This window comes from Streptomyces sp. NPDC057963 (assembly GCF_042887155.1).
In the GTDB taxonomy this organism is placed as follows: Bacteria; Actinomycetota; Actinomycetes; order Streptomycetales; family Streptomycetaceae; genus Streptomyces.
Genome location: NZ_JBHVPX010000006.1, coordinates 466,591 through 490,378, shown reverse-complemented (window position 1 = coordinate 490,378; position 23,788 = coordinate 466,591). Strand labels below are relative to the sequence as shown.

22 protein-coding genes are annotated in these 23,788 nt (G+C 70.1%); 7 read left to right on the top strand and 15 right to left on the bottom strand.

Annotation, left to right across the window (positions count from 1 at the left end):
- Positions 1-81 precede the first annotated feature (81 nt).
- The 3 genes from ACFVT1_RS17730 to ACFVT1_RS17720 form a co-directional block, all read right to left on the bottom strand.
- The gene (locus tag ACFVT1_RS17730) at positions 82-648 is read right to left on the bottom strand and encodes a HEAT repeat domain-containing protein (protein WP_389796138.1); all 567 of its coding nucleotides are present in this window, start codon (positions 646-648) and stop codon (positions 82-84) included.
- Positions 649-849: 201 nt separating this feature from the next.
- Entirely contained in the window at positions 850-2,391 is a 1,542-nt protein-coding gene (locus ACFVT1_RS17725) for an alpha/beta hydrolase (protein WP_389796135.1), read from the bottom strand.
- 379 nt (positions 2,392-2,770) lie between these two features.
- A complete protein-coding gene (locus ACFVT1_RS17720) occupies positions 2,771-3,175 on the bottom strand; it encodes a DUF4190 domain-containing protein (protein ID WP_389796134.1) in 405 nt (134 codons plus the stop codon).
- A gap of 206 nt (positions 3,176-3,381) precedes the next feature.
- On the opposite strand from ACFVT1_RS17720, the gene ACFVT1_RS17715 reads away from it, so the two are divergent.
- From ACFVT1_RS17715 to ACFVT1_RS17705, 3 genes are all read left to right on the top strand, one after another.
- The gene (locus ACFVT1_RS17715; RefSeq protein WP_389796132.1) at positions 3,382-4,725 is read left to right on the top strand and encodes a sensor histidine kinase; all 1,344 of its coding nucleotides are present in this window, start codon (positions 3,382-3,384) and stop codon (positions 4,723-4,725) included.
- Positions 4,722-5,501 carry a response regulator gene (locus ACFVT1_RS17710; protein WP_389796129.1) on the top strand — a complete coding sequence of 260 codons (780 nt, stop codon included), beginning with the start codon at positions 4,722-4,724 and terminating at the stop codon, positions 5,499-5,501. The genes ACFVT1_RS17715 and ACFVT1_RS17710 overlap by 4 nt, the downstream gene beginning before the upstream one ends.
- Positions 5,502-6,061: 560 nt before the next feature.
- A complete protein-coding gene (locus ACFVT1_RS17705; RefSeq protein WP_389796127.1) occupies positions 6,062-6,412 on the top strand; it encodes a hypothetical protein in 351 nt (116 codons plus the stop codon).
- 154 nt (positions 6,413-6,566) lie between these two features.
- Here ACFVT1_RS17705 and ACFVT1_RS17700 read toward each other — a convergent pair whose 3' ends face one another.
- The 6 genes from ACFVT1_RS17700 to ACFVT1_RS17675 all read right to left on the bottom strand — a co-directional run bounded on the left by ACFVT1_RS17700 (position 6,567) and on the right by ACFVT1_RS17675 (position 10,719).
- Positions 6,567-7,310 (bottom strand): hypothetical protein, encoded by a 744-nt coding sequence (locus ACFVT1_RS17700; protein WP_389796125.1) that lies wholly within the window; start codon positions 7,308-7,310, stop codon positions 6,567-6,569.
- Between the two features lie 133 nt (positions 7,311-7,443).
- Complete coding sequence (locus tag ACFVT1_RS17695; protein WP_389796123.1) at positions 7,444-7,788, bottom strand: hypothetical protein; 345 nt, start codon at positions 7,786-7,788, stop codon at positions 7,444-7,446.
- A gap of 304 nt (positions 7,789-8,092) precedes the next feature.
- Entirely contained in the window at positions 8,093-8,884 is a 792-nt protein-coding gene (locus tag ACFVT1_RS17690; protein WP_389796120.1) for a DUF4253 domain-containing protein, read from the bottom strand.
- 51 nt (positions 8,885-8,935) lie between these two features.
- The gene (locus ACFVT1_RS17685; protein ID WP_389796117.1) at positions 8,936-9,598 is read right to left on the bottom strand and encodes a 1,4-alpha-glucan branching protein; all 663 of its coding nucleotides are present in this window, start codon (positions 9,596-9,598) and stop codon (positions 8,936-8,938) included.
- Positions 9,599-9,622: 24 nt separating this feature from the next.
- The gene (locus tag ACFVT1_RS17680; RefSeq protein ID WP_389796115.1) at positions 9,623-9,937 is read right to left on the bottom strand and encodes a DUF397 domain-containing protein; all 315 of its coding nucleotides are present in this window, start codon (positions 9,935-9,937) and stop codon (positions 9,623-9,625) included.
- The gene (locus tag ACFVT1_RS17675) at positions 9,934-10,719 is read right to left on the bottom strand and encodes a Scr1 family TA system antitoxin-like transcriptional regulator (RefSeq protein WP_389796220.1); all 786 of its coding nucleotides are present in this window, start codon (positions 10,717-10,719) and stop codon (positions 9,934-9,936) included. Before ACFVT1_RS17675 ends, ACFVT1_RS17680 begins: the two co-directional genes overlap by 4 nt.
- 151 nt (positions 10,720-10,870) lie before the next feature.
- Here ACFVT1_RS17675 and ACFVT1_RS17670 point away from each other — a divergent pair, with 151 nt between their 5' ends.
- The gene (locus ACFVT1_RS17670) at positions 10,871-11,266 is read left to right on the top strand and encodes an ATP-binding protein (protein ID WP_389796113.1); all 396 of its coding nucleotides are present in this window, start codon (positions 10,871-10,873) and stop codon (positions 11,264-11,266) included.
- Between the two features lie 193 nt (positions 11,267-11,459).
- On the opposite strand, the gene ACFVT1_RS17665 is transcribed toward ACFVT1_RS17670, so the two are convergent.
- Positions 11,460-12,188: a hypothetical protein gene (locus ACFVT1_RS17665; RefSeq protein WP_389796111.1), complete on the bottom strand. Its 729-nt coding sequence runs from the start codon at positions 12,186-12,188 to the stop codon at positions 11,460-11,462.
- 93 nt (positions 12,189-12,281) lie between these two features.
- A complete protein-coding gene (locus ACFVT1_RS17660; protein ID WP_389796109.1) occupies positions 12,282-13,013 on the bottom strand; it encodes a DUF4232 domain-containing protein in 732 nt (243 codons plus the stop codon).
- Positions 13,014-13,328: 315 nt separating this feature from the next.
- On the opposite strand from ACFVT1_RS17660, the gene ACFVT1_RS17655 reads away from it, so the two are divergent.
- On the top strand, positions 13,329-14,765 hold the full coding sequence (locus ACFVT1_RS17655) for a helix-turn-helix domain-containing protein (RefSeq protein WP_389796106.1): 1,437 nt from the start codon (positions 13,329-13,331) through the stop codon (positions 14,763-14,765).
- A 53-nt stretch (positions 14,766-14,818) separates the two neighbouring features.
- Here ACFVT1_RS17655 and argS read toward each other — a convergent pair whose 3' ends face one another.
- On the bottom strand, positions 14,819-16,591 hold the full coding sequence (argS, locus tag ACFVT1_RS17650; RefSeq protein WP_389796103.1) for an arginine--tRNA ligase: 1,773 nt from the start codon (positions 16,589-16,591) through the stop codon (positions 14,819-14,821).
- Positions 16,592-16,747: 156 nt separating this feature from the next.
- Here argS and lysS point away from each other — a divergent pair, with 156 nt between their 5' ends.
- Positions 16,748-18,523, top strand: a complete 1,776-nt coding sequence (gene lysS, locus ACFVT1_RS17645) for a lysine--tRNA ligase (protein ID WP_389796101.1) — start codon at positions 16,748-16,750, stop codon at positions 18,521-18,523.
- Positions 18,524-18,688: 165 nt separating this feature from the next.
- Here the strand turns inward: lysS and ACFVT1_RS17640 are convergent, their stop codons facing one another.
- The 3 genes from ACFVT1_RS17640 to ACFVT1_RS17630 all read right to left on the bottom strand — a co-directional run bounded on the left by ACFVT1_RS17640 (position 18,689) and on the right by ACFVT1_RS17630 (position 22,314).
- Positions 18,689-20,161 (bottom strand): DUF2637 domain-containing protein, encoded by a 1,473-nt coding sequence (locus ACFVT1_RS17640; protein WP_389796098.1) that lies wholly within the window; start codon positions 20,159-20,161, stop codon positions 18,689-18,691.
- Positions 20,162-20,397: 236 nt separating this feature from the next.
- A complete protein-coding gene (locus tag ACFVT1_RS17635) occupies positions 20,398-21,213 on the bottom strand; it encodes a DUF3558 domain-containing protein (protein WP_389796095.1) in 816 nt (271 codons plus the stop codon).
- 165 nt (positions 21,214-21,378) lie between these two features.
- Positions 21,379-22,314 carry a DUF3558 domain-containing protein gene (locus tag ACFVT1_RS17630; RefSeq protein WP_389796093.1) on the bottom strand — a complete coding sequence of 312 codons (936 nt, stop codon included), beginning with the start codon at positions 22,312-22,314 and terminating at the stop codon, positions 21,379-21,381.
- 170 nt (positions 22,315-22,484) lie between these two features.
- Between ACFVT1_RS17630 and ACFVT1_RS17625 the strand changes: the two genes are divergently transcribed.
- Positions 22,485-23,678, top strand: coding sequence for an RtcB family protein (locus tag ACFVT1_RS17625; protein WP_389796091.1), 1,194 nt, complete (start codon positions 22,485-22,487; stop codon positions 23,676-23,678).
- Positions 23,679-23,788: the final 110 nt, after the last annotated feature.

Genomic DNA, 23,788 nt, shown 5'->3' with positions numbered 1-23,788 from the left:
CAGCCCTGGGTCTTTCGTCTGGATCAGGCCGGACCCCGCGGGCCCGGCCTGATCCACCCGAGAGGCCCTACGGGACAGCCCTTAGGCGTCGGGCCTGTGGTCCCAGGCCGTGAGGATGCGGGCCGCCGCCGTGCCGAGGTCGGGGTCCCGGGCAAGGGCGCGCAGTACCTCGGTACGGGCGCCGCTCGGGCCCGCCTTCTCGACGGCGGCCAGGGCGTTGTGCCGTACGAGAGGGTCCTCGTCCTCCCGGACGGTGCGGGCCAGGGCCTCGTCGACCGCCGGGTCGTCGGCGTAGGGGCCGAGCGCCCTGGCCGCGTACTGGCGGACCAGGTCCTCCTCGGGGTCGTTCAGCGCGGTCAGCAGGGCGCGGGCGGCGGCGCGGGCGGTGGCCGGGTCGGACGGGGGCCACAGACGCAGGACCGTGGCCGCCTCGACGCGGGCCAGGTCGTACTCCTGCGGGTCGGCGACGACCGAGACGAGGAAGGGCAGCGCATCGGCGTCGCCGTCCATCTCCGCGACGATCTCGTGCCTGCGGTCGCTCGTGGCGGGCAGGGCGCGGAACTCCTCGACGAGGCGGTGGAGGCGGTCGGGGTGGTGGAGGCGGTCGGGGTGGTTCGGGTCCGGGCTCGGGACCGGCATCGGGGGCATGGGGTGTTCCTCTCGGGGCCGGTGCACTGGAGCCAAGAATGTTACGCAGGCGATGAGCGCTGGGTAGTTGGGCAGTCGGGTGGCTGGGTTCCTGCGGGATACCTTCTTCGCCGAGGTGGCGGAGATGACGGCGCCGGACGGGCATGTGCCGTGCGGTTTCGAGATCCATGGTGCGACGGCGCGACTGCGTGCGAAGAGCGTTCAGAATGTGTCCTGCTGACCGGCCGGTGTCTGGCAGGTCAGGTCCTCGGCCGGGAGCCTGCCCGTGGTCAGGTAGACCGTGCTGGTCTTGTCCGCACAGGAGTTGGAGCCGTAGACGACGTGCCCCTCTCCCCCGGCGACGGTGACCATCCGGGAGCCGCGCAGGGCGCGGTGCATGCCCTGGCCGCCGGCCAGGGGTGTTGCGGGGTCCCACTCGTTCTGCAGGATCAGTGCACTGACCTTGTTGTTGACCGTTGTCGCGGGCTCGCCGCCCTGCTTCCAGAACGCACACGGCTTGATGTTGGACGCGAAATCGCCGTACAGCGGATAACGGGCCTTGTCGCGGATCGCGTCGCGGCGGTACTGCTCGGGGTCGCGCGGCCAGGTACGGGTGTCGGCGCACAGGACGGCCCAGGCGCTCGCGGCGTCGTTGTCCGAGGGAACGTCACGGGCGAGCGTCGGTGTGACGGGGCTCGGGGCCCGCTCGGGCGTGCCGGGCGGGGCCGGCTTCGTGTCCTCGGCCGCCTTCTTCAGCCCGGCGACCCATTCGGCGGCTTCCTGAACGTGGAAGAACGCGGCGTGCTCGGCGCGGATGCCGTCACCGGTGAGGAGCTTCCCGTCGGCGTCGATGGGGTTGCGGTCGGCCTGGGCGACCAGGTCCCAGAAGGACGTGCGGACCTCGGCCGGGGTGCTGCCCAGTCCGTACGTCGCGTGTCGCCGGGCCGTCCACTCGCTCCATCGCGTGAAGGCGGGCTCGGTTCCCTCCGCCATCGCCTGGAACATGCCCTGCCAGACCCGTGCGGGGTCGGTCGCACTGTCCAGCACGAACCGGTCGGTTCGCTGCGGGAACATCTGCGTGTAGACGGCGCCGAGGTAGGTGCCGTAGGAGAACCCCAGGTAGGAGATCTTCTTCTCTCCCAGCACGGCACGGATGACGTCCATGTCGCGAGCGGTGTTGCGGGTGGTGAGGTGCCGCAGTGTGTCACCCGCCTTGGCCTGGCACTTGTCGGCCACCGTTCGCGCCCACTCCACATCCTTCGCGAAGGTCTCGGCCCGGTACGGGCGTTCAAAGTCCTGCTCGTCGGCAGTCAGACCGCAGCCGACCGGGGAGCTCTGCCCGACACCCCTCGGGTCGAATCCGATGAGGTCGTAGTGGCTCTTCACCTCCTGGGGGAAGTCCAAGTCCGGGGTGACCGGCATGTCCAGGCCGGGCCCGCCGGGGCCGCCGGGGTTGAGCAGCAGAACGCCGCGACGTTCCTTCGCACTGCTCGCCTTCAGCCGGGATATCGCGAGGTCGATCTGCCTGCCACCGGGATCGCTGTAGTCGAGCGGCACCTTGACCGTCGCGCACTGATAGGCGGCGGGGCTCTCCGCGTCGCAGCGCTGCCACTGCGGCTTCTGCTGCGTGTACGGGAACAGAGGGGCCTTGGCCGCAGCGGACTGGGAGGAGGCAGCGGCCAGTGCAGGCGCAGGTGCAGGCGTCGAAACGAAGGTCGCCACGGCGCCGACGGCCAGAAGAGAAGCTATTCGTCCGTTTCGCATGATGATGCTCGTCCTTGCTGGGGAGAGATGACTGGTCCTTCCGCCCTTTTGCGCGCGGGAGGTCGGTGAGTCCGTCGTCAGGACGGGACTCACTGTCTGATTTACGGGGTCTGACTCACGGCGCCTGACTTGCGGCGCCTGATTTACGGCGTCTGGCTTGCGGCGCCTGACTCACGGAGCCGTGACTCACGGCGTCTGGCTTGCGGCGCCGTGCTGATCTTCAACGTGGTGGCCCGGGGCCTGATGGGGGCGGCCGTCCGAACGGTGCGCCGAGCCGGGGGCGTCGCCGGCCGTGCTGCCGACTGTGCTGTCGGCCGCCGGGCAGTGCCCGGACGGCGCTCAGTGCCCGGGTGGCGCTCAGTGCCCGGGTGGCGCCCGCTCAGTGCCCGGTGAGCTGCTGGTGGACGCACTGCTTGTATTGCTGGATGCTCTCCGGCTGGTAGCACTCCTGCGTCTTGTTGGCGTACCAGACCATGAAGACGGCGACCAGGACGGACACCACGATTGCGAGGGACGACGTCACCACGCCGGTGATGGCCTTGCCCCGGCCGATGCCGGTCCGCTTGGCCGTCCTCAGGCCGACGATGCCCAGGATCATGCCGATGCCGCCGAGCAGGCCGCCGACGAAGACGACCGAGGTCAGCAAGCCGATGATGCCCAGCACCATGGCGGCCACGGCCAGGCTGTTCCTGCCGACCGGCGGCCGTGTGCCGGGGCCGGGGCCGTTGCCGGGGCCCCGGGGGCAGGGCGCATACGGGTCCGGCCCGGCGGTCCGAGTCGACATCGTCCGAGTCGGCACGGCCTCAGCCGGTGCCGTGTGATTCGGCGGCGTCTCTGTCCCTTGCGTGTTCATCATCCGTCCTCCCGTCAACTGGGCAGGACACGATCCTGGCCTGCGGGGTCTCGGGTGCGCATCGCGGAAAGGCGGGAAAAAACGCTCCCTCGATCGGGGGAGGCCACCGGTGAGCCGACCGGTCATACTGGCCGATTATGACCAGGGGAATCCGGCCGTTGCTGCGCGGCTCCACGTATGCGGGTGCGCTGTTCGCTTATTGCGGCGCGTTGGCGAGCGTTCCACTGCTGCCTTTCGCACTGCTGCCGGTGCTGGTGTGGGGCTCCGCACCCGAGGGGGTGCAGATTGTTCTGGCCCTGCTGGTCTGGGCCGTGCTGATCGGCGTGGTCGGGCTGGCCCGCACCACGCGGCGGGTGCTGATCACGTGCGCCCGTCGACTGCTGAAGGTGCCGTTGCCGGACCCGGTGACCGTAGGCCGGTCCGCGAGCTCACCCGGTACCGGGCCCGCGCCCGCTGCGCCGGCCCCCGCCGTGCCCTGCGGCGCAGACCGTTGGCGGACTCCGGTCTGGCTGCTGCTGCACGTGGCACTGGGGTGGACGGGGGCGATGGTGAGCGGTGTGCTGCTCCTCGCGGGCCTGACCCTCCCTTGGGGCTGGTTCCGTGCCGAGGCGGGGCTGAGTCTGTTCGGCCGGTCGGTGCGGTTGTCGGGTGGCTGGGGTACCTGGGCGGTGGCGCTCGGCTGCGTGCTGCTGGCGGCGGCCGTGTGCGTGGTGGTGACGAGCGCCCTGCGGTGGTTGGCGCCGAGGCTGTTGGGGCCGTCGTCGGCCGAGCGGCTCGCGCTGGCGGCCGAACGGGAATTGCGGCTGGCCGAACGCAACCGCCTGGCCCACGAGCTGCACGACTCGATCGGGCACACGCTGACCGCAGCCACCATCCAGGCGGCGGTGGCGGGCGAGGTGCTCTCCGTCGACCCGGTGGCGGCACGGGCCGCGCTGCGCAGCATCGAGGAGTCGACCCGGGCCGCGCTGGAGGACCTGGACTACGTGCTGGGCGTGCTGCGCGAGGAGAAGGCGGAGACAGCGCCGACCCGGACCTTGGCCGACCTGCCCGAGCTGCTGGAGCGGTTGCGGCACGCGGGCGCGGTGGTGGAGTCGGAGTTGTCGGGAGAGCCGGCGCAGGTGCAGGGGACCCTCTCCCGGGCTGCCTACCGGATCCTCCAGGAGGGGCTGACGAACGCGTTGCGCCATGGGACGGGCGGCCCGATCGAAGTCCGGGTGGCGGCCGCGCCGAACGGAGTGGAGCTCAGTGTGGTCAACCCGACCGGGGCGAGGACGGGCACGCGCACGGGCACGGATACGGGTGCTGATCCAGGTACGGGCATGGGTACGGGCACGGGGACGGGTGCCTTCCCGACGTCCGGGCACGGCCTACCCGGGCTGGCCGAGCGCGTGCGCCTGCTGCACGGTGAGATCGAGGTCGGTCCGGACGGGCCGCAGCACTGGCGGTTGGCGGTCCGGCTGCCGGTACGGTTGCCGGCATGATCGGCTCCGACCCGGGCGGAGCCTTCGCGCATGGCCCTGACGCGAGCGAAGCCGTCGCGACTGGCGCCGGCACCGGCCCCTCCACCACCGGCCCCGTCGGCACCCCCGTCACACTCCTGATCGCGGACGACGACGAGGTGACCCGCAGCGGTCTGCGCATGTTGCTCGCGGCACGGCCGGGGATCGCGGTGGTCGGAGAGGCCGCCGACGGTGTCGAGGCGGTCGAGCAGGCGCGGCGGCTGCGGCCGGACGTGGTCCTGATGGATGTGCGGATGCCGCGTCTCAACGGGATCGAGGCCACCCGGCAACTCCTTGCCGATTCCCCCGATTTCGCCGATTCCGCCGAACCGCCGAAGGTCGTGGTGATCACCACTTTCGAGAACGATGGTTACGTCACCGCCGCGCTCAGCGCGGGGGCCAGCGGGTTCGTGCTCAAGCGGCTTCCGGTCCAGCAGATCGCGGAGGCGGTGCGGGTGGTGGCGGCGGGGGAGGCGATCCTCTTCCCGGCGGCACTGCGCCGGATGGTCGCCGCCCGCCCCCTGGGCTCCGCCGAGGCGTTGCCGAAGGCGGCGCTGACGGGGCGGGAGGAGGAGGTGCTGCGGTCGATGGCCACCGGCCTGTCCAACCCGGAGATCGCCGAGTCGCTCATGGTGAGCCTGGAGACGGTGAAGACGCACGTCGGGAACGTGCTGACCAAGCTCGGCGCGCAGAACCGGACCCACGCGGTAGTGATCGCGTACGAGTCCGGTCTGGTGGTGCCGGGGTTCGCCGGCTGACGCGGCCCGAGTCGGCCTGGGTCGGCCCGAGTCGGCCTGGGTCGGCCCGAGGAGCCGTTGTTCAACCGATCGTGGAATGTGCAGGTATCGCAGGGTTCCTGGGCGGGTGGTCTCCCGGTGGTTCAGGCATGGAGGCAGGGCCGCCCACCCGGCCCCACGGGCGTGCTTCGGACGGCCCTTTCCGCGACGCTCGGCGCACCGGCTGCCGACCTGTACACCACTGTCCGGCAGCGGCCGCGCGGGCCCCTGCGCGTCTCGCGTTCTCCGGGCGCAGTACGCGCGGGGTGAGCTGTCGGCCGGGGTGAGCTGTTGGCCGGGGTCGGCGCGGAACGGGCGCGGAACGGGCATGCGGCGCGCAGTGGGTTCGACGGTGTGCTCCGTACGCCTGCCGGCGGGGTGGTTTGGCTCAACTCGTCGGCATCGGCGTGCCGATGAGAGGGAGGACTGGACCGTCCGGGTTCAGGACGCCCGTGGATGCGCTGGGAAGCACGCCCCGTCGCGTCGGGCGTGCGTTGTCCGGGCACGACCGTGTCCGGACCGTCTCCCAAGGAGAGACTGACGTGACCACCATGCAGCAAGCCCGTCGCACTGGCACGCGAGCCCTTACCACCGGCGCTCTCGCGGCCCTCCTCTTCGTGGCCGCCCCCGTGGCTGCCTCAGCCGCCGCATCGCACACCGCCGGGGCCGGCAGCCCGGCCGCGGCGGCGCGAGTCTTCACCTGCGCGCAGGTCGACGCGGACCTGCCCAACCTGTTCGCACGGGAGTGCAATTCCGACCACTGGGGCCCGATCTCCGACTTCGACGTCGTCGACCGCCGCACCAAAGCCCGGTTCCACTGTGAGACCGGCTGGGCCGAAGGCAACTTGTGGCTGCAAGGGCAAAACTGCCGAAAGGCATCCACAGGATCCTGACCCCGCTGGCCGCCCTCACCCCGCCCAGCTGGTGCACCGTCCGCACCGTCCGCACCGTCCGCACCGGCCAAGGCGGCCAAGGCGGCCGTCGGCCGACGGTGACGACACGCGGTCACCGGCTGGGTGGGTTCCACGGGGAGTCGGCGGCAGTTGATTACGCGACCCCACCGGCTCCAAGGTCCTCGTCCCAGCGTTCGGGGCCGGTGAGGCCGAGCAGTCGTATCTGGTGGAGCAGTTCTTCGGGGGCGCCGTGGGCCCGGAGCCGGGCGGGGGCGTGACGCAGTAGCCAGGCTGTCAGCTCGGCGCACATGTCTACCTCGTCGTGCCAGGTGCTCCAGGGGAGTTGATCTCCCCGAAGGTCGTACTCCCAGTTGGTCACCGCTTCGACCAGGTGCTCGTCGGCCGTGGGGTGATTCTGCGCCTCCCAGGTGCGGAGCCAGGGGCCGAGCGTGGCGGATGCCTCGGCGGCCAGTACGAGGACCTGGTACGCGGGCACGACGGGGTCCGGCTCGGTGAGAGTGTGGGCCCACCATGCGTGCAGGAACTCTCTTACAGCCGCGGCCTGTTCGACGGGCCACTGCTGCCACTCGGCCTGGTGGAAGGTGCGTCCGGCCTCCGCCATGCCGAAGAGGGGTTCGAAGAGGCCGGTGGTGAGGGCCGTGGCGAACTGGGGCAGGATCCGGCGGAGCACGGATGCCTTGTACGTCCAGTCGGTGGCCTGCCAGGTGCGATGCAGAAGGTCGGGGTCCAGCACCGCGTCCGGTGTCTTCAGCTGCGCGAGGTCTTCCGCACTGCCCCAGTGGCACTCGCAGTTGTGCTCGTCGGGGTGGGCGGTCATCCCGCGAAAGACAGTGGTCAGGTTGTTCAGCGCGGTGTCGAGGCGGAGTCGTGCAGGCATCTGGGCGAGGTTCGTCATGGGCTTCGCCTTCGGGGACTCCGGGAGCTTGCGCCGCCCGAAGAAAGCCAACTTACCGGGCCGGGCCACGAGCCGCAGCTTTCCCGGGCAGGGCGCGGCGGTTCCCCGCGGAGGCTCACGGCCAGTCGATCAGGGCCATGAACACCACCCATGCGAAGAACACGACACCGGGCGCGAGCACGGCGAGGGCGAGTCCGGCCGGCGGCCTGCGTCGGCTGAACGCCCAGCTCGCGACCAGGGTGATCAGCGCCAGTACCAGGCCGAGGGTGAGTACCGTCCACGCGGGATCGAAGCTGGTGTCGAACCGGCCGGCCTCGGGCTCCGTGCAGGAATCGCATGCCATCGGAGCGAACGCGCCGAAGACCAGGGCGAAGAACGCCAGCGGAAGCGTCACGACCGTGGAAATCAGCGAGGCGATCCAGGTGCGCGGCGGACGAGGGGCCGTGGGGACGTCAGTCATGCCAGCGAGTCAACCGGGGCTCTCCGCACCGCACATGAGTGCGCGTACTCACCCGCTGCGGGTGGTGATCAGGCCCGTGGAGCCACCCGCCGGTGCCGGTGCCCTCCGCCCATGTTCTCCGCCTATGGCCTCCGCCGTTGCCTCCGCCTCCGCCTCCGCCTCCGCCGGTGCCGGTGCCGGTGCCGGTGCCGACGTGCGACCGCGCGACCGTGCGGTTCGGCGAAGGGGTTCGGCCAAGGGTTCGGCCAAGGGGTTCACCCCGGCCCGCCTTGGGGGCGGTCCGGAGTGAACCCGGCAGGTTCGCTCAGTCCCACCAGAAGGACCAGGTCTCCTGGTTCAGGACCGCCTTCTCGGCGTAGACGTCCAGGTCGTATGGCGGGTTCTGTTCGATGTTGTCCGGGCAGAACGCGAAGTGCTCGGCAGCGAGAGCCCGTGCCTCGGCCAGGGTGGTCGGCGGCCGTCCGACCGAGACGGTCAGGGTGTCGAAGCCGAGCACCACGACCCGTATGCCGAAGCGGTCCTCCCAGGAGCGGAGCACGGCGCAGAGCCGGGCCGTGTCGTCCTCGTAGTTGACCGGGCCGGACCAGCCGATCGCCGCCGGTATGTCCGCACTGCGCCGGGCCGGGACGAGCGCCAGCCGTGAGCCGGGATACCAGCCGTCCGGGCCGACGCACTCCTCCGCGATCGCGACCGCCAGGTCGTCGGGGGTGTCCTGCCCCTCGGCGGCCGGTACGGGGGCCAGGCCCGGCCACTCGCCCTCGGCGGCGTCGAGCTCCTCGGGCGCGCAGTCCTCCCAGTACTCGCCGAGCACCTCCTCGGCGTCGTGATCGCCGGGGTACGACGTGCTGTCCGGGATCAGGTCCCAGGTGTCGGGCCACTGGTCACGTCTGCCGCCGTCGATCAGCACGGGAAGCAGGCCGACCGTTCGCCCGGCCTCGCGCAGCGTGCGCCATGTGCCGTGGGACGCGGGCTCGTCGGCACACCAGAGCAGCGGCTCGTGCCAGGTGCCGTCGATCGTGGCGTCCACCAGTGAGCCGGACGGGAGTTGGAGCCCTGACGTGGCCAGGGACGGGAGCGGGTTCGGGAGCGTCGCCATGACCAAACTGTAGGCCCGGCCACTGACAATCGGCCGGGCGCTGCGGTTCGCCTACGGGCGTGCGTGAACCACGACGAACGCGGTGCGAGCGGTGGTGCCGTCGGGCAGCGACGCGTCCGCGACCACGTGGCCGAGCGCCTGTTCCTCGGAGTCCTGACCGGGCTGGAGAACGCGGTTGATGTGGATGGCCAGCCGACGTCCGTCGGCCGTCTCCACCAGGATGTCCGTACCGTCCGGGTCGTCGGTCACGGTCGTGGCGGCGATCGCCGCCTTGGCTCCGGTCTCCGCGAACCGACCGGTGACGGACGGGTCGGGGGTGTCGCTCACGCCCTGCATCTGCGGCTCGGCCTCGCCGACGATCAGCGCGAACAGCTGGGCGACGAGGACCGGGTCACGCGTCCCGTCGTAGATCCACCGCTGCCCCAGCACCCCGTGCTCGGTGGTGCCGATGAGCTCTTGGTCGGCCCCCGGGATCGGTGCGCCGCGATAGCTGAACGGCACGTGATACGTGACCGGTTGGGCGCCCGAGGTGTCGATGGCCGCCATGAACTCGATGCCGACCTCGCCCTCCGGATCGTCCAGCCGGAATCCACCGGACGTGGCCAACTCGGGTTGCTGTCCCGACGCGCCGCGGTACCAGGGCTGCGTGGGCAGCCAGGTGGCGAGGAGTTCCAGCTTGGTGGGCGTCAGGGTGGTGCGGTGGATGACAGCCATGGCGGTGGTGTTCCTCCCGTGGGGTCAGGCGGGTCGCCGGTCGGCGGCGAAACCGGCGAAGGCCGTCCAGGTGGTGGGTGCGACGGTGAGGGCGGGGCCCTCGGGGTTCTTGGAGTCGCGGATGTGGACGGCGGCGGGGTGGACGGCGACCTCGACGCACTGCCCGCCTTCGTCGCCGCTGTGGCTCGACTTCTGCCAGTCGTAGGCGACTTCGAGGCAGGCTCCACCCTCGCTGCCGCTGTAGCTCGACTTGCGCCATTCGTACGCGACTTCGAGGCAGGCTCCGCCTTCGTCGCCGCTGTGGCTGGACTTGAACCACTCAAGTGCGGTGCTGCTCATAGCTCTCCCAGCAGACGGTCCAACAGGCCCACGGTGTCTTCGGGGCTGAGGGCCTGGGCTCGCAGCATCGCATATTTCTGGGCGAGGATGCTGACCTCGTCGGGGTCGGAGACGAGCAGGCTGCCGCGCTGGGTCTCGGAGTAGGCGACGCGCTGGAAGTCCGGGGTTTCCAGCAGGATGAACGGCCCGTTCAGCCCGGCATGGGTGCGGCTGTTCAGCGGCAGGACCTGGAGGGAGATGCCCGGGAGCGCAGCGCACGCCCGCAGGTGGCGCAGCTGCTCCGCATGTCCCTCGTCGTCGAGGAGCTGGAGCAGCAGGACCGGTTCCCAGACGACGAAGCTGATGGTGGGGGGCGAGGGGCGGTGCAGAATCTCCTGGCGCTTCAGACGGCCCGTGGTCTGGATGGCGATCTCGTTCTCGCTGAAGACCGGGATTCGGTTGCGGAAGACGGCTCGGGCGTAGGGCTCCGTCTGGAGGAGTCCGGGCAGTACCTGGTTGTCGTACCAGGACAGGGCCAGGGCTTCCCGTTCCAGATCCAGGTACTGCTCGACCCACGCCGGAATGAGGTCCACCTCCGGCATGTTGCCCACGGCCATCGCCAGCGCCCCCTTGGTCTCCAGCAACTCGTCCAACCGGGAGGCCAGTTCCGGCAGCAGCGCGCGTCTGCCCTGTTCGATCGAGGCGATCGTCTCCACCTGGTGGCCCACCCGCTCCGCGAGCCGGGCCTGGGTCAGGCCGGCCGAGACGCGGAACAGTCCGACCAGTTTTCCCACGAGTTTCATTGCCGACGCGTTCTTGCGCTGCTGCTTTCTGGGGTGCATACGGTTCGAACTCCCACCGACGTGCGTACGTCACGCGTGCACGACCCGTACAAGAAATCTGTACGGGTGCGCATACTGCGGCAGCGTAGTCACAGAATGTGACTCTCGTCCCATGAACGAGACGATGCAACTCTCGCTGCTGCGTGAGCGGTTCTACCGGCGCGAACGCCGATCGGTGCCTGCCGCACGGGAGTTCGTGGGAGGTGCCGTCACCGACTGGGGGTTCGGTGCGCGGCTGGATGACGTACTGCTGTGCGTGAGCGAGCTGTCCACCAACGCGCTGGTGCACGGGGTGCCGCCGGGGCGGGGGTATCTGGTGCGGCTGCTGCTGCGCGAGGAAGGGAAGCTGCTGCGGGTCGAGGTCCACGACAGCGGGGACGGGCAGCCGGGTGTGCGGGAGCCGGACGGGGAGTCGGGGCGCGGGCTGCTGATCGTGGCGGCGCTGGCGGATCGGTGGGGGGTGGGGGAGCGGAATCCGGGCAAAGTGGTGTGGTGCGAGTTCGGTTAGGGCTGTTCGTCGGGCTGGGTGGACCCGGCGGCCTGCCGGACGTCCGCATCCGGGTCCTGGGAGAGCCCGGGAGAGGCGGCGGAGGAGTTCCGGGTACCTGCGCCGACGGGCATCCTCGCAGGTCGGCCGTCCGCTCGGGCCGGTTGTCCGAGCGGACGGCACGGGACGCGGACACCCGGTTCCGCGACGCGTTCTAGAGCTTTTTGCCGCAGAGGACGCGGTCGTTCTTGACCGGGTTGGAGTCGATGAGCGGGTTCTCGCTGAAGACCGCGTCGGCCTTGCCTTCGCACGGGTCGTCGAAGCCGCCCACGAACCTGTCTTCCAGGATCTTCGTGATCCTGTGGGTCGCGCCGTCCTTCCTGCCCTTGGTCCGGCAGGCGACTTCCGAGATCGCGTCCCCCGCCTTCCCGTCGCTGTGCACGCAGTCGCCGACCTCGATCCTGGGGCCGCCGCCCCCGCCCGGGTCACCGGGGTGCGGAGGCTTCAGGTTGCGCATGCAGGCGTACCCCTCGCCGGTCGCCCGCGTGCCCTCCAGAACGGCGAGGCTGATCGGCACATCGATCACGAAGTCCGTGGTCTCGGAGCAGACGGTGGCCGAGAACGGCGAGGCTTTGCCGGCCTCCATCCGGTAGGTGACCCGTGCGACGGCCTTGGGATCGCCGCACGGGACCTCGCGGTAGACGTCCTTCGACCCGCCTTCAGGGGCGGCACACTCGTTCTCGGCGAGGTACTGCGCGCCGTACGACGGGTTCACACTCGGGGTCGGCGAGGCGGTGGGGCCGGTGGATTCCTTGTCCGATGCGTAAGGGTCCGCCACCTTGCCGCAGCCGGTGATCAGCGCCAGCGACGCGGCAGCCGCGGCGGCGGTGGCCGCTGCTGCCCGTACGGCCGCCGATGACGTCGGTCCGCTACCCCTGTTCACAAGAAACACGCCGCCCCCTTCAGGTTTCGAACTCGGATTCTACGAGCTACTGCCCTGAGGAGACGGCGGGTTGGCGCTTACGTGCCCGAGGGATCAGTACATGAGGGCATCGTCCATCTCGCTCTGCCAGTAGGTGACGAAGCCGTTGTCGCCCCAGGAGGTGCCGGAGGGGAGCTTCAGCTTGGCCGGGGCGCCCGTGGAGCCCTGGTTGGCCTTGCCGGTGAAGTACACCGTGACGTGCTCGCTCTTGTGCAGCTCCTGCCCGTCGGGCTCACCGGACAGCCCGATGGAGGCGTACGCGGACTGGCCCGGCTCAAGGGTGACCACGGCCTGCGGGATGCTGTCGCGCAGGACCGGGAAGGCGGCCTGGGCGTCGTCGAAGCCGAGTGCCGGCGCGTGGTAGGCGTAGCAGGGTGCGGAGCCGGTGTTGGTCGCCGTGAGCAGCAGGTGGTTGATGGGGCGGCTCACCTTGGTGACGGTGACCTTGGTGTTCGAGCCGGTGCAGGTGACGGGGGACTTGCGGCCGCTTCCGGTGCTGCCGGCGCTGCTCTTCCCGCTCTTGCTGCCGCCGGTGGAGCCCTTGGAGGTGGTGGAGGTGGTGGAGGCGTTCTGGACGGGGGCCTGGGCCGTGCCGCTGCCGGTCTCCTTGGCGTCCTTGGTGTCCTTGGCGTCCTTGTCCGTGTCGGGGGTGGTGGCGTTGGCCGCCGGAGCCGCCGCGCCTGCCTTGCTGTCGTTCGCTTCGTCGTTGCTGCCGCAGGCGGTGAGCGAGAGGGCGGCCAGGAGGGCGGTCGCGGCGAGGGCGGTGGTGCGGATGTGGTTGCGCATGGTGGTGGTACTCCCCGTGTGTGGGCCGGTGATGAAGGTTGGTCAGTTGTGGCAGATCAGGACTATGACGATCGCGGCGGACACGATCAACACTCCGATGGCCACTGCGTCGACGAGCTCGATGCGGAAGTGGAATCGCACTGCGTTGTCCCGGTGGTCGCTGCGGTGTGTCCACAGATTGCGGGACCGCGGATTCCGGCCGCAACGCCGAACAGCCCATTGGGGAAGCTGGAATGCCTGCGCGTACTGTGACCTGGGCAGATTCCACGTCCCTGGAACGGTGTTCCGGGACGGACCAGGAGGGGGAACGCCGAGGTGGCGACGCCGGAGGCCGGAGATTTCGCGGCTCTGCTGAAGGAACTGAAGGACCGTTCGGGGCGCAGCTACGGAGTTCTCGCCGGGAGACTGCACGTGAGCACGTCGACGCTCCACCGGTACTGCAACGGTGATGCGGTGCCGAACGAGTACGCGCCGGTGGAGCGGCTGGGGCGGCTGTGCGGGGCGAGCCCGGACGAACTGGTGGAGCTGCACCGGCGGTGGATCGTGGCGGATGCGGCCCGGCGGCGCCCTGCCGCGGCTGCTCCCGTTCCTGCTCCTGCTCCTGCTCCTGTGCCTGCTTCTGCGGAGCCGGAGCCGGTGCCGGAGCCGGATGCGGTTTCGGGCAAGGCTCCCGACTCGGGTCCGGAGGCGGGTCTGGAGGCGGTTCGTGGCTCCGAGGCCGGGGCCGAGGCCGGTGGCGACGCGTCCGAGATCACGCCCGAACCCGCGATCCTGACCGGCGGGGCGAGTCGGCCCCGGCGGTTCCTGGCCTCCACACGGGCGCGTGTGCTGCTCGCGGCCGTCGCCGTCGTCGCGCTGACCGTGCCGACCTCGATCGTCGTCAGCAATCTGTCGGGTAAGGACACGGACGATCTCGGCAACGCCCCCGTCGTGGATGCGAAGGACCCGGACGGGGCCGCGCAGGTCCGGCCGGGCCTCGGCGCGAGCGCCACCCCCTCGCCCAGTGGGACGAAGAAGTCGGACAAGCCCGTACCGTCCGGCTCGGCAACCGTCTCGTCACCTCCGTCCGGCGGCGCCTCCGCCACGTCCGGGAGGCACGGCACGGGAGCCGGGTCGGGCGGGCAGCAGAGCGGGGGCGTGCCGCTGACCGCCACCATCAGCTCGTACAACTGGGAAGAGCCCTGCGACAAGTACTACGTGCTGGACCAGAAGCCGAACGACGTGCCTCCGCCGCCTCCGCCGCAGGACACCCGCGGCTGGGCCAGGGCGCTCGGCGGGGTGGACGGCGGCAACATGCTGCTCGAAGTCACCGTGCAGGGAAAGTCGGGGCAGGCCGTCGTGCTGAACGGAGTGCATGTGCGGACGCTGTCCCGGAAGGCGCCGCTGGCGTGGTCGGCGTATTCGATGGGCGACGGCTGCGGGAGCGGCATCACCCCGCAGTCCTTCGACATCGACCTCGACGACGGCCGGCCGACCCTCACCCCGGTGGCGGGGCAGCAGGGGGATGCGCGGGTGCCGCCGAAGAACTTCCCGTTCCGGGTGTCCTCCACCGATGTGGAGGTCCTCGACCTCAACGCCCATGTCGAAGGGCACGACGTCAGCTGGTACCTGGAGCTGGAGTGGAGCAGCGGCGGCCGTGAGGGGACGCTGCGCATCGACGACGGCGGGAAGCCGTTCCGTACGAGCAGCATCAAGACGCGGCCGCAGTACAGGTACCGGTACGACACGGCCCAGTGGGTGGTCCCGGACTGAGACCGGCGGTCACGGCCACCGGGCCGGTGCGTACGGACTGACCGACGTCCCGGTCAGAGGCGCTCGGGGGTCCTGATGCCGAGCAGCTTCATGCCCTGGTGCAAGGTGCGGGCGGTGAGGTCCGAGAGGAAGAGGCGGTTCTCGGCCACATCGCCCGGAACCTCGGGCTTCAGCACCGGGCACTGGTCGTAGAACGTCGTGAAGAGCGACGACAGCTGGTAGAGGTACGAGGCCAGCTTGTGCGGCTCGTACGCGGCGGCGACCTCGGCCACGATCTCGCCGAACTGGTCCAGGTGCAGGCCCAGCGCGCGCTCGGCCGGGGCCAGCTCCAGCTCCGGGTGCGGCTGCGGCTTCAGCTCGCCGGCCTTGCGCTTGATGGAGCGGGAACGGGCGTGCGCGTACTGGATGTACACGCTCGTGTCGCCGTTCAGCGACACCATCTGGTCCAGGTCGAACTTGTAGTCGCGCGCCGCCGACGTCGACAGGTCCGCGTACTTCACCGCGCCGACACCGACCTGCGCGCCGCGCTCGGCGATCTCCTCGTCGGTGAGGTCCTGGGCCTTCTCGCGCACGACGGCGGACGCCCGGTCGATCGCCTCGTCCAGCAGGTCCGCCAGCCGGACAGTCTCGCCCTCACGGGTCTTGAACGGCTTGCCGTCCTTGCCGAGCACCGTGCCGAAGGCGAGCTGCACGGCCTTGACGTCCTCGTTCAGCCAGCCGGCCCGGCGAGCCGTCTCGAAGACCATCTTGAAGTGCAGGGACTGCCGCGCGTCCACCACGTACAGCAGGGTGTTCGCCTTGAGGTTCTGGACGCGGTCGCGGATCGCGGAGAGGTCCGTCGCCGCGTAGCCGTAACCGCCGTTCGACTTCTTGACGATCAGCGGCACCGGGTTGCCGTCCGGGCCCTTCACATCGTCGAAGAAGACGCAGAGCGCACCCTCGGAGCGGACGGCGACGCCCGATTCCTCCAGGATGCGGCAGGTCTCCTCCAGCATGTCGTTGTAGCCGGACTCGCCGACGATGTCGGCGTCGCGGATCTCCATGTCGAGCTTGTTGAAGACCGAGTAGAAGTAGATCTTCGACTCATCGACGAAGCGCTGCCACATGGACAGGGTCTCCTCGTCGCCCGCCTGGAGCGCGACGACCCGGTCCCGGGAGCGGGCCTTGAACTCCTCGTCGGAGTCGAAGTGCGCCCGCGACGCCTTGTAGAGCCGGTTCAGCGAGGACATGGCGGCTTCGCCGTCCGCCGCGCCGCCGTCGCCCTCGTGGTTCAGCTCGCCCGGGTGCTCGATCAGGTACTGGATGAGCATGCCGAACTGGGTGCCCCAGTCGCCGATGTGGTGGCGCCGGACCACGGTCTCGCCGGTGAACTCCAGGATCTGCACCATCGCGTCACCGATCACCGCGGAACGGAGGTGACCGACGTGCATCTCCTTGGCCACGTTCGGCTGCGCGTAGTCGATGACCGTGGTGCCCGCGGCGCTGTTGTACGGGACACCGAGGCGGCCCTCGTCGTCCGCGTCGCGCGCGGCGAGGGTCTCGACGATCGCCCTGTCGCTGAGCGTCACATTCAGGAAGCCGGGGCCGGAGACCTCGATCTCCTTGATCAGGCCGCCCGCCGGGATCGCGGCCGTGACCTGGGACGCCAGCTCGCGCGGGTTGCCCTTGAGCTTCTTGGCGAGGGCCAGGATGCCGTTGGCCTGGAAGTCGGCCCGGTCGCTTCGTCGCAGCAGCGGGTCCGCGGTGCCGGCATCCGGCAGAGCTGCCGTCAGGGCGTCCGCCAGCTGCTGCTGGAGCGTGGAAGCGAGGGAATTGACCGAGGCCATGGGCTGGCTGCCGTTTCCGTAGGGGTACAAGGGATCACGCCCAGTATTCCACGGTGAGTAAAGCCGTTTTCGCGCTGCCGGTGGGACCTGGGAGAATGGCGGTGCCCCTACGAGCCCCGCAAGGGTGTTCCTACGAGTCCTACAAGAGAGAAGGACGTGCAGACCGTGGCTCAGAGTCAGAGCAGCACCGAGACCGACTGGGTCTCCCGCTTCGCGGACGATGTCATCGCCGAATCGGAGCGTCGTGCGCCTGGCAAACCGGTCGTCGTCGCGTCCGGCCTCTCCCCGTCGGGCCCGATCCACCTGGGCAACCTCCGCGAGGTCATGACCCCGCACCTGGTCGCCGACGAGATCCGCCGCCGCGGCTACACCGTCCGGCACCTGATCTCCTGGGACGACTACGACCGCTACCGCAAGGTGCCGAACGGCGTTCCGGGGGTCGACGAGTCCTGGGCCGAGCACATCGGCAAGCCGCTGACCTCGGTGCCCGCCCCGGCCGGGTCCACGCACCCGAACTGGGCCGAGCACTTCAAGGCCGCCATGACCGCCGCGCTGGACGAGCTGGGTGTCGAGTACGACGGCATCAGCCAGACCGAGCAGTACACGGCGGGCGCGTACCGCGAGCAGATCCTGCACGCGATGAAGCACCGCGGCGACATCGACGCCGTCCTCGACCGGTACCGGACGAAGAAGGACCCGTCGGCTGCGGGCGCGGCGGGAGCCAAGGGCGGGAAGAAGCCGCAGCAGCAGAAGAAGGTCGACGAGGCAGAGCTGGAGGCCGAGGCGGGCTCCGGCGCGGCGAGCGAGGACGACGGCAGCGGCGGCTCGGCCGGCTACTTCCCGTACAAGCCCTACTGCGGCAACTGCGAGAAGGACCTCACGACCGTCACGTCGTACGACGACGACAGCACCGAGCTGAACTACACCTGTGCGGCCTGCGGCTTCGCCGAGACCGTCCGGCTGAGCGAGTTCAACCGCGGCAAGCTGGTCTGGAAGGTCGACTGGCCGATGCGCTGGTCGTACGAGGGCGTGATCTTCGAGCCGAGCGGCGTGGACCACTCCTCGCCCGGCTCCTCGTTCGTCGTCGGCGGCCAGATCGTCCGCGAGATCTTCGACGGCGTGCAGCCGATCGGCCCGATGTACGCGTTCGTCGGGATCTCCGGCATGGCGAAGATGTCCTCCAGCAAGGGCGGCGTGCCGACCCCGGCCGACGCGCTGAAGATCATGGAGGCGCCGCTGCTGCGCTGGCTGTACGCGCGCCGCAGGCCCAACCAGTCCTTCAAGATCGCCTTCGACCAGGAGATCCAGCGGCTCTACGACGAGTGGGACTCGCTGGCGCGGAAGATCGCCGACGGCTCGGTGCTGCCCGCCGACGCCGCCGCGTACGCACGGGCCATCGGCACGGCCGCCGGTGAGCTGCCGCGTACGCCCCGCCCGCTGCCCTACCGCACGCTCGCGTCGGTCGTCGACATCACGGGCGGGCACGACGAGCAGACGCTGCGCATCCTGAGCGAGCTGGACCCGGAGAACCCGCTGGCCTCGCTCGACGAGGCCCGGCCGCGTCTCGACCGCGCCGAGAACTGGATCACCAGCCAGGTCCCGGCCGAGGCCCGCACCATCGTCCGCGCCGAGCCGGACAAGGAGCTGCTCGGTTCGCTGGACGAGCAGGGCCGGGAGTCGCTGCGGCTGCTCCTGGAGGGGCTGGACTCGCACTGGTCGCTGGACGGGCTCACCACGCTCGTCTACGGGGTGCCGAAGACGCTGGCTGGCCTGGAGCCGGACGCCAAGCCGACGCCCGAGCTGAAGGCCGCGCAGCGGTCCTTCTTCGCGCTGCTGTACCGGCTGCTGGTGAGCCGGGACACGGGGCCGCGGCTGCCGACGCTGCTGCTGGCCGTGGGCGCGGACCGGGTGCGGAGGCTGCTGGGCGCGTAGGCGGTGCTCGTACGGAGGGCCGTCACCCGGATCACCGGGTGGCGGCCCTCCGCCGTTGCCGGGCTCCGGGCGTCGGACCCGCCCGTTGTCGGGTGCGGGGCGGGGCGGTGTGATGCGGTGGGGTGCCCGGTGCGGTGCGGTGCGGTGCGGTGTGGCGCTTCGCGACTACGCGATGTGGTCCGCTTCGAGTTCCGCGTGGAAGCGGTTCTTGAACTCCGGCATCAGACGGCGGATCAGTGCCGCGCTGCGCGGGTGCCTGACGTTGTGGCCGTCCGAGACGTGTATGTCGAGGGCCTCGATGCTCGGGAAGTCGTGGTGCTGGTTCACGAACGCGGCGAACACCTCGTACGCGATCTCGGCGAACTCCGCGTCCTCCTGCGCCCACTCCGCCGGGTCCTGCTCGGGCTGAGGCATCGGCCTGGGTTCCGGCTGGGGTTCCGGCCGGTGTTCCGGCTGAGGCTCCTGCTGGTGTTCCTGCCGGGGGCCCTGCTGGAGTCCCGGCTCGGGCTCCGCGGCGCGGGGGCCCGGGACGGCGCCGATCGTGCCCACGTTGCCCAGGGGACGGGTGCGGCCGCCGGGGCCCAGCGGGACCATGACCGGGGCGGGCTCCAGACCTTCGACGTAGGCCGGGTCGTACGCGCTCTCATAGGCGTCGTCCGGGACCCGGGGCGCCGTGAACCACGGGCTCTCGTGCGAGCCGGGGCCCTCCTGGGGCCACTCCTCGGCGGCGGCCGGGTGGGAGGGGTGGGTGTGCTGAGGCTGCTGCTGTCCGAATTGTTGCTGTTGTTCTTGTTGTTGTTGCTGCTGTTCCTGTTCCTGCTGTTGTTGTTCCTGCTCTGGCGGGTGCTGCTGCTGGGGGTCCTGTCGCGGGTGGTGTTCGGCGTACGGCAATTCGGGCGGGAACTCGTCCACTTCTGCCGCGGACAGGGCCTGGGCCGGGGCCGGGGGCAGCAGGGCCGGTTCGATGCCCGAGGCGGCCAGGCCGGCGGCGGCGGTCTCGGCCAGCGGGACGCCGTACTTCGCCAGGCGCAGCGGCATCAGGGACTCGACGGGTGCCTTGCGGCGCCAGTTGCGGCCGAAGCGGGCCTGGAGGCGGGCCTGGTAGATCAGCCGGTCCTGTTCGAGCTTGATGACCTGCTCGTAGGAACGGAGTTCCCAGAGCTTCATGCGGCGCCAGAGCCGGAACGTCGGCACGGGGGAGAGGAGCCAGCGGGTGAGCCGCACGCCCTCCATGTGCTTGTCGGCGGTGATGTCGGCGATCCGGCCCACGGCGTGCCGGGCGGCCTCGACGGAGACCACGAACAGCACCGGGATGACCGCGTGCATGCCGACGCCGAGCGGGTCGGGCCAGGCCGCGGCGCCATTGAAGGCGATCGTCGCGGCGGTCAGCAGCCAGGCCGTCTGGCGCAGCAGCGGGAACGGGATGCGCAGCCAGGTCAGCAGCAGATCCAGGGCGAGCAGGACACAGATGCCCGCGTCGATGCCGATCGGGAAGACCAGCGAGAAGTCCCCGAAGCCCTTCTGCAGCGCAAGCTCGCGCACCGCGGCGTACGAACCCGCGAAACCGATCGCGGCGATGAGCACCGCACCGGCGACCACGAGCCCGATGAGTATCCGGTGCGTGCGTGTCAGCTGCATCGCGGCCACCCGCGTTCCCCTCCCCGTCTCCCGTATCCGACGCCTGCCCCGGCGCTCTGCATGGGCGTCCTGCTTCGACTTCTGGCGGGCACAGCCTGGCACATGAGGGCGCGGCGTGTTGCGCGGGGAGGGGCGAAGCCCGGTACTCGGGGGAGGACCGGGCTTCGTGAAACCGCTGCTGGACAGGGGCGTTGGGGGTGCGTTCCGCGGCGCTCCGCCGTGCCCCGCAGGGTCGGCTAGCTCGTCTTCTTTTCCGTGGCCTTCTCGCTCGCCTTCGACGACGCGCCGGGCTCGGCGGACCCGCTCGGGGCGTCCGGCTTGGAGTCGGCGGCGGTGGCGGCGGCGACCGAGGCCACCGCCTCCTTCGCCGCCTTCTCGGCGCCCTTCAGGATGTCGTCGGCGGACGGGGTCTTCGCGCCCGCGTAACCCGCGCCGTTGTAGGTGAGGGTGACGACGACGTTCTCCGTACGGGCCACGATCGTCGCGTACTTGAAGTCCTCGCTCGTCTTGGCGAGGTCATACGTGATCTTGGTGGCCTGCTCGCCGATACCGGGGACGGACGCCTCGGCGACCTTCTTCGCGCCCTCGGCCGCCTTGGCCTTGGCAACCTGCTTCGTGTAGTCCTGCTGCGCGCGCGTGGCACCGCTGCCCAGGGCCTGGTCCGAGTCGAAGCGGGTGAAGCCGACGTCGAGCCAGCGGTACTGGGAGCCCTTCACGCCTTTGTCGTCGAGGCCGTTCCAGGAGCAGCCGGCGCGGTACGCGGTGTCGCTGGAGTTGGCAGTGGTTCCGCCCTTGGACTTCGTCTTGGGGACCAGGGAGGTGACCGTCTTCGAGCCGATCGACTTGCACGGGTTGGGCAGGGCGGTGAATTTGGCGGGCTCGACAGTCGATTCCGACTTCTTCGCACTCGGTGCCGTGGACGACGAGGACGAACCCGACGAGTCCTTCTTGTCCTTGTCGCCGGAGTCCGACGAGCAGCCGGCGACGACGAGCATGACCGGAACGGCGGCGCAGGCGAGTATGCGGGTGAGTCGCGGGGCTGAACGGTGCATGGTTCCTTCACTCGGGTGGCGCGGCGGGCGGGCTGCCGGGGGCGGCGGCGGACGTTCCGGCGGGTTTTCCGGAGGGCCCACGGTACGACGGACGGCGACCGGATGCCGCCTCGGTCGCGCGCTCGGCGGGCGGGGGAGCAGCCGGTCCGAATGCTCCGGGCGGGGCTACTCGCTGAACTTGTCGACCAGCTTCTGGGCCAGCGACTGGGCCCTCTCCTGCAGTTCCTTGCTGTCGGGGACCACCGTGGAGACGGTCGGCTGCTCGGTGTACTGGATGGTCACGATGACGTTGGATGTGCGGAATACCACGCTCACCGTGCGGTTCTTCGCGGTGGAGCCTGCCCGGGTGAGCAGATCGTTGAGAAACGCGCTGTCGCCGAGGCCGTCGAGGGTGCGCGGCAGGAGGCTCTCGTCGGACCCCTCGGAGTCGCCGGAACTGCCGGCCGTACCGGTGCCGGCGTCGTCGGTCTTGCCGCCGTCGGTGCCGTCGTCCGTGGGCTTGTCCGTCTTCTTGCCCTTGGCGGCCGGGCCCGACAGGGCGTCGTGCGAGGCGGGTCCCGACGCGGAATCCGCTGCGGATTCCGTTGCGAGATCCGACGTGGAATCCGATGCGGGATCCGTTGCGGGGAGCGTCTTCTTCTTCGCGCTGCCGGAAGTGGCGGCGTCGGCGTCCGAGGACAGACCGGCGGCGGCCTCCTTCGTCGCGTAGATCTCGCGCGCGCGGTCGTCGTCGCTCACCGAGGGGTCGTAGGACACGACCCGCTCGAAGTCGACGAAGAGGGTGTGCGAGGAGCCGGGGGCCTCGGACTTCCAGCGGCAGCCGACCCGGCGGTCGGTGTCGTAGGTGACGGTGGCCGCGCCTTCGTAGACCTTCTGCCGTTGGTCCTCGGGGAGTTCGGCGGCGCCCGGGAGCAGGTCCTTCAGGGAGGACGGCGCAACGGCGCGGCAAGGGTCGAGGAGCGTGCGGTACTTGCCGGGGGCCGCGGCGGCGACCGTCGCCTCGCCGGGCTTGCTGTCGGGGGCGGAGCCGCCCGTTCCAGTGCTGGCACTGCAGCCGACGACAAGCGCTGCCATGAGCGCGATGCCGGGCACGTACGCCATTCGTCGCACGGTCCTGGGCTCCCTTCGTGCGAAAAACGGTTGTCGCTCGATGGCGACCGGTGGACACAATGTCTATCGCACGCGCCGCTGCGATTGCCGGTCGACCAACTCATTTGCCGACCTTGGCACCGGTTTTGCGCTTTCAGGCTTTTCGGGGGTATCGAGGAACTATGTCGTATGTAGAGGTGCCGGGCGCGAAGGTCCCGATCCGCATGTGGGCGGACCCGGCTTCGGTCGAGGACGTCGCGATGCAGCAGCTGCGCAACGTGGCCACCCTGCCCTGGATCAAGGGGCTCGCCGTCATGCCGGACGTCCACTTCGGCAAGGGGGCGACGGTCGGTTCGGTCATCGCGATGCACGGCGCGGTCTGTCCGGCGGCGGTCGGCGTGGACATCGGCTGCGGGATGTCCGCGGTGAAGACGTCCCTGACGGCCAACGACCTCCCCGGTGACCTGTCCCGGCTGCGATCGAAGATCGAGCAGGCCATTCCGGTGGGCCGCGGCATGCATGACGAGGCCGTGGACCCGGACCGGCTGTACGGCCTCTCGGCGAAGGGGTGGGAGGACTTCTGGGGACGGTTCGACGGAGTGGCCGATGCGGTCAAGTTCCGTCAGGAGCGGGCCACGAAGCAGATGGGAACGCTCGGATCGGGCAACCACTTCATCGAGTTCTGCCTCGACGAATCGGGCTCCGTCTGGCTGATGCTGCACTCCGGTTCGCGGAACATCGGCAAGGAACTGGCCGACTTCCACATCGGCCAGGCCCAGAAACTGCCGCACAACCAGGATCTGATCGACCGGGACCTGGCCGTCTTCATCGCCGACACCCCGCAGATGACGGCGTACCGGAACGACCTGTTCTGGGCGCAGGAGTACGCGAAGCACAACCGCGCCGTCATGATGGCGCTCTTCCAGAACGTGGTCCGCAAGGAGTTCAAGAAGGCCAAGGTCACCTTCGAGCCGGTCATCTCCTGCCACCACAACTATGTGGCGGAGGAGCGGTACGAGGGCATGGACCTGCTGGTCACGCGGAAGGGAGCGATCCGCGCGGGCTCCGGGGACTTCGGGATCATCCCGGGTTCGATGGGCACCGGCTCGTACATTGTGAAGGGCCTCGGGAACGAGAAGTCCTTCAACTCGGCCTCGCACGGAGCCGGCCGGAGGATGAGCCGGAACGCCGCGAAGCGGCGCTTCTCGACGCAGGACCTGGAAGACCAGACGCGGGGTGTGGAGTGCCGCAAGGACTCCGGTGTGGTGGATGAGATTCCGGCCGCGTACAAGCCGATCGAGCAGGTCATCGAGCAGCAGCGGGACCTGGTGGAGGTCGTCGCCAAGCTCAAGCAGGTGGTGTGCGTGAAGGGCTGAGGCTTCTTCGCGCGTGCGGATTCGCTCGTGTGGATTCGCGCGTGTGGATTCATGCGTGCGGAACGAGGGCCCCGGGCGCGGGATGCGCGTCCGGGGCCCTTCGGGCTGCT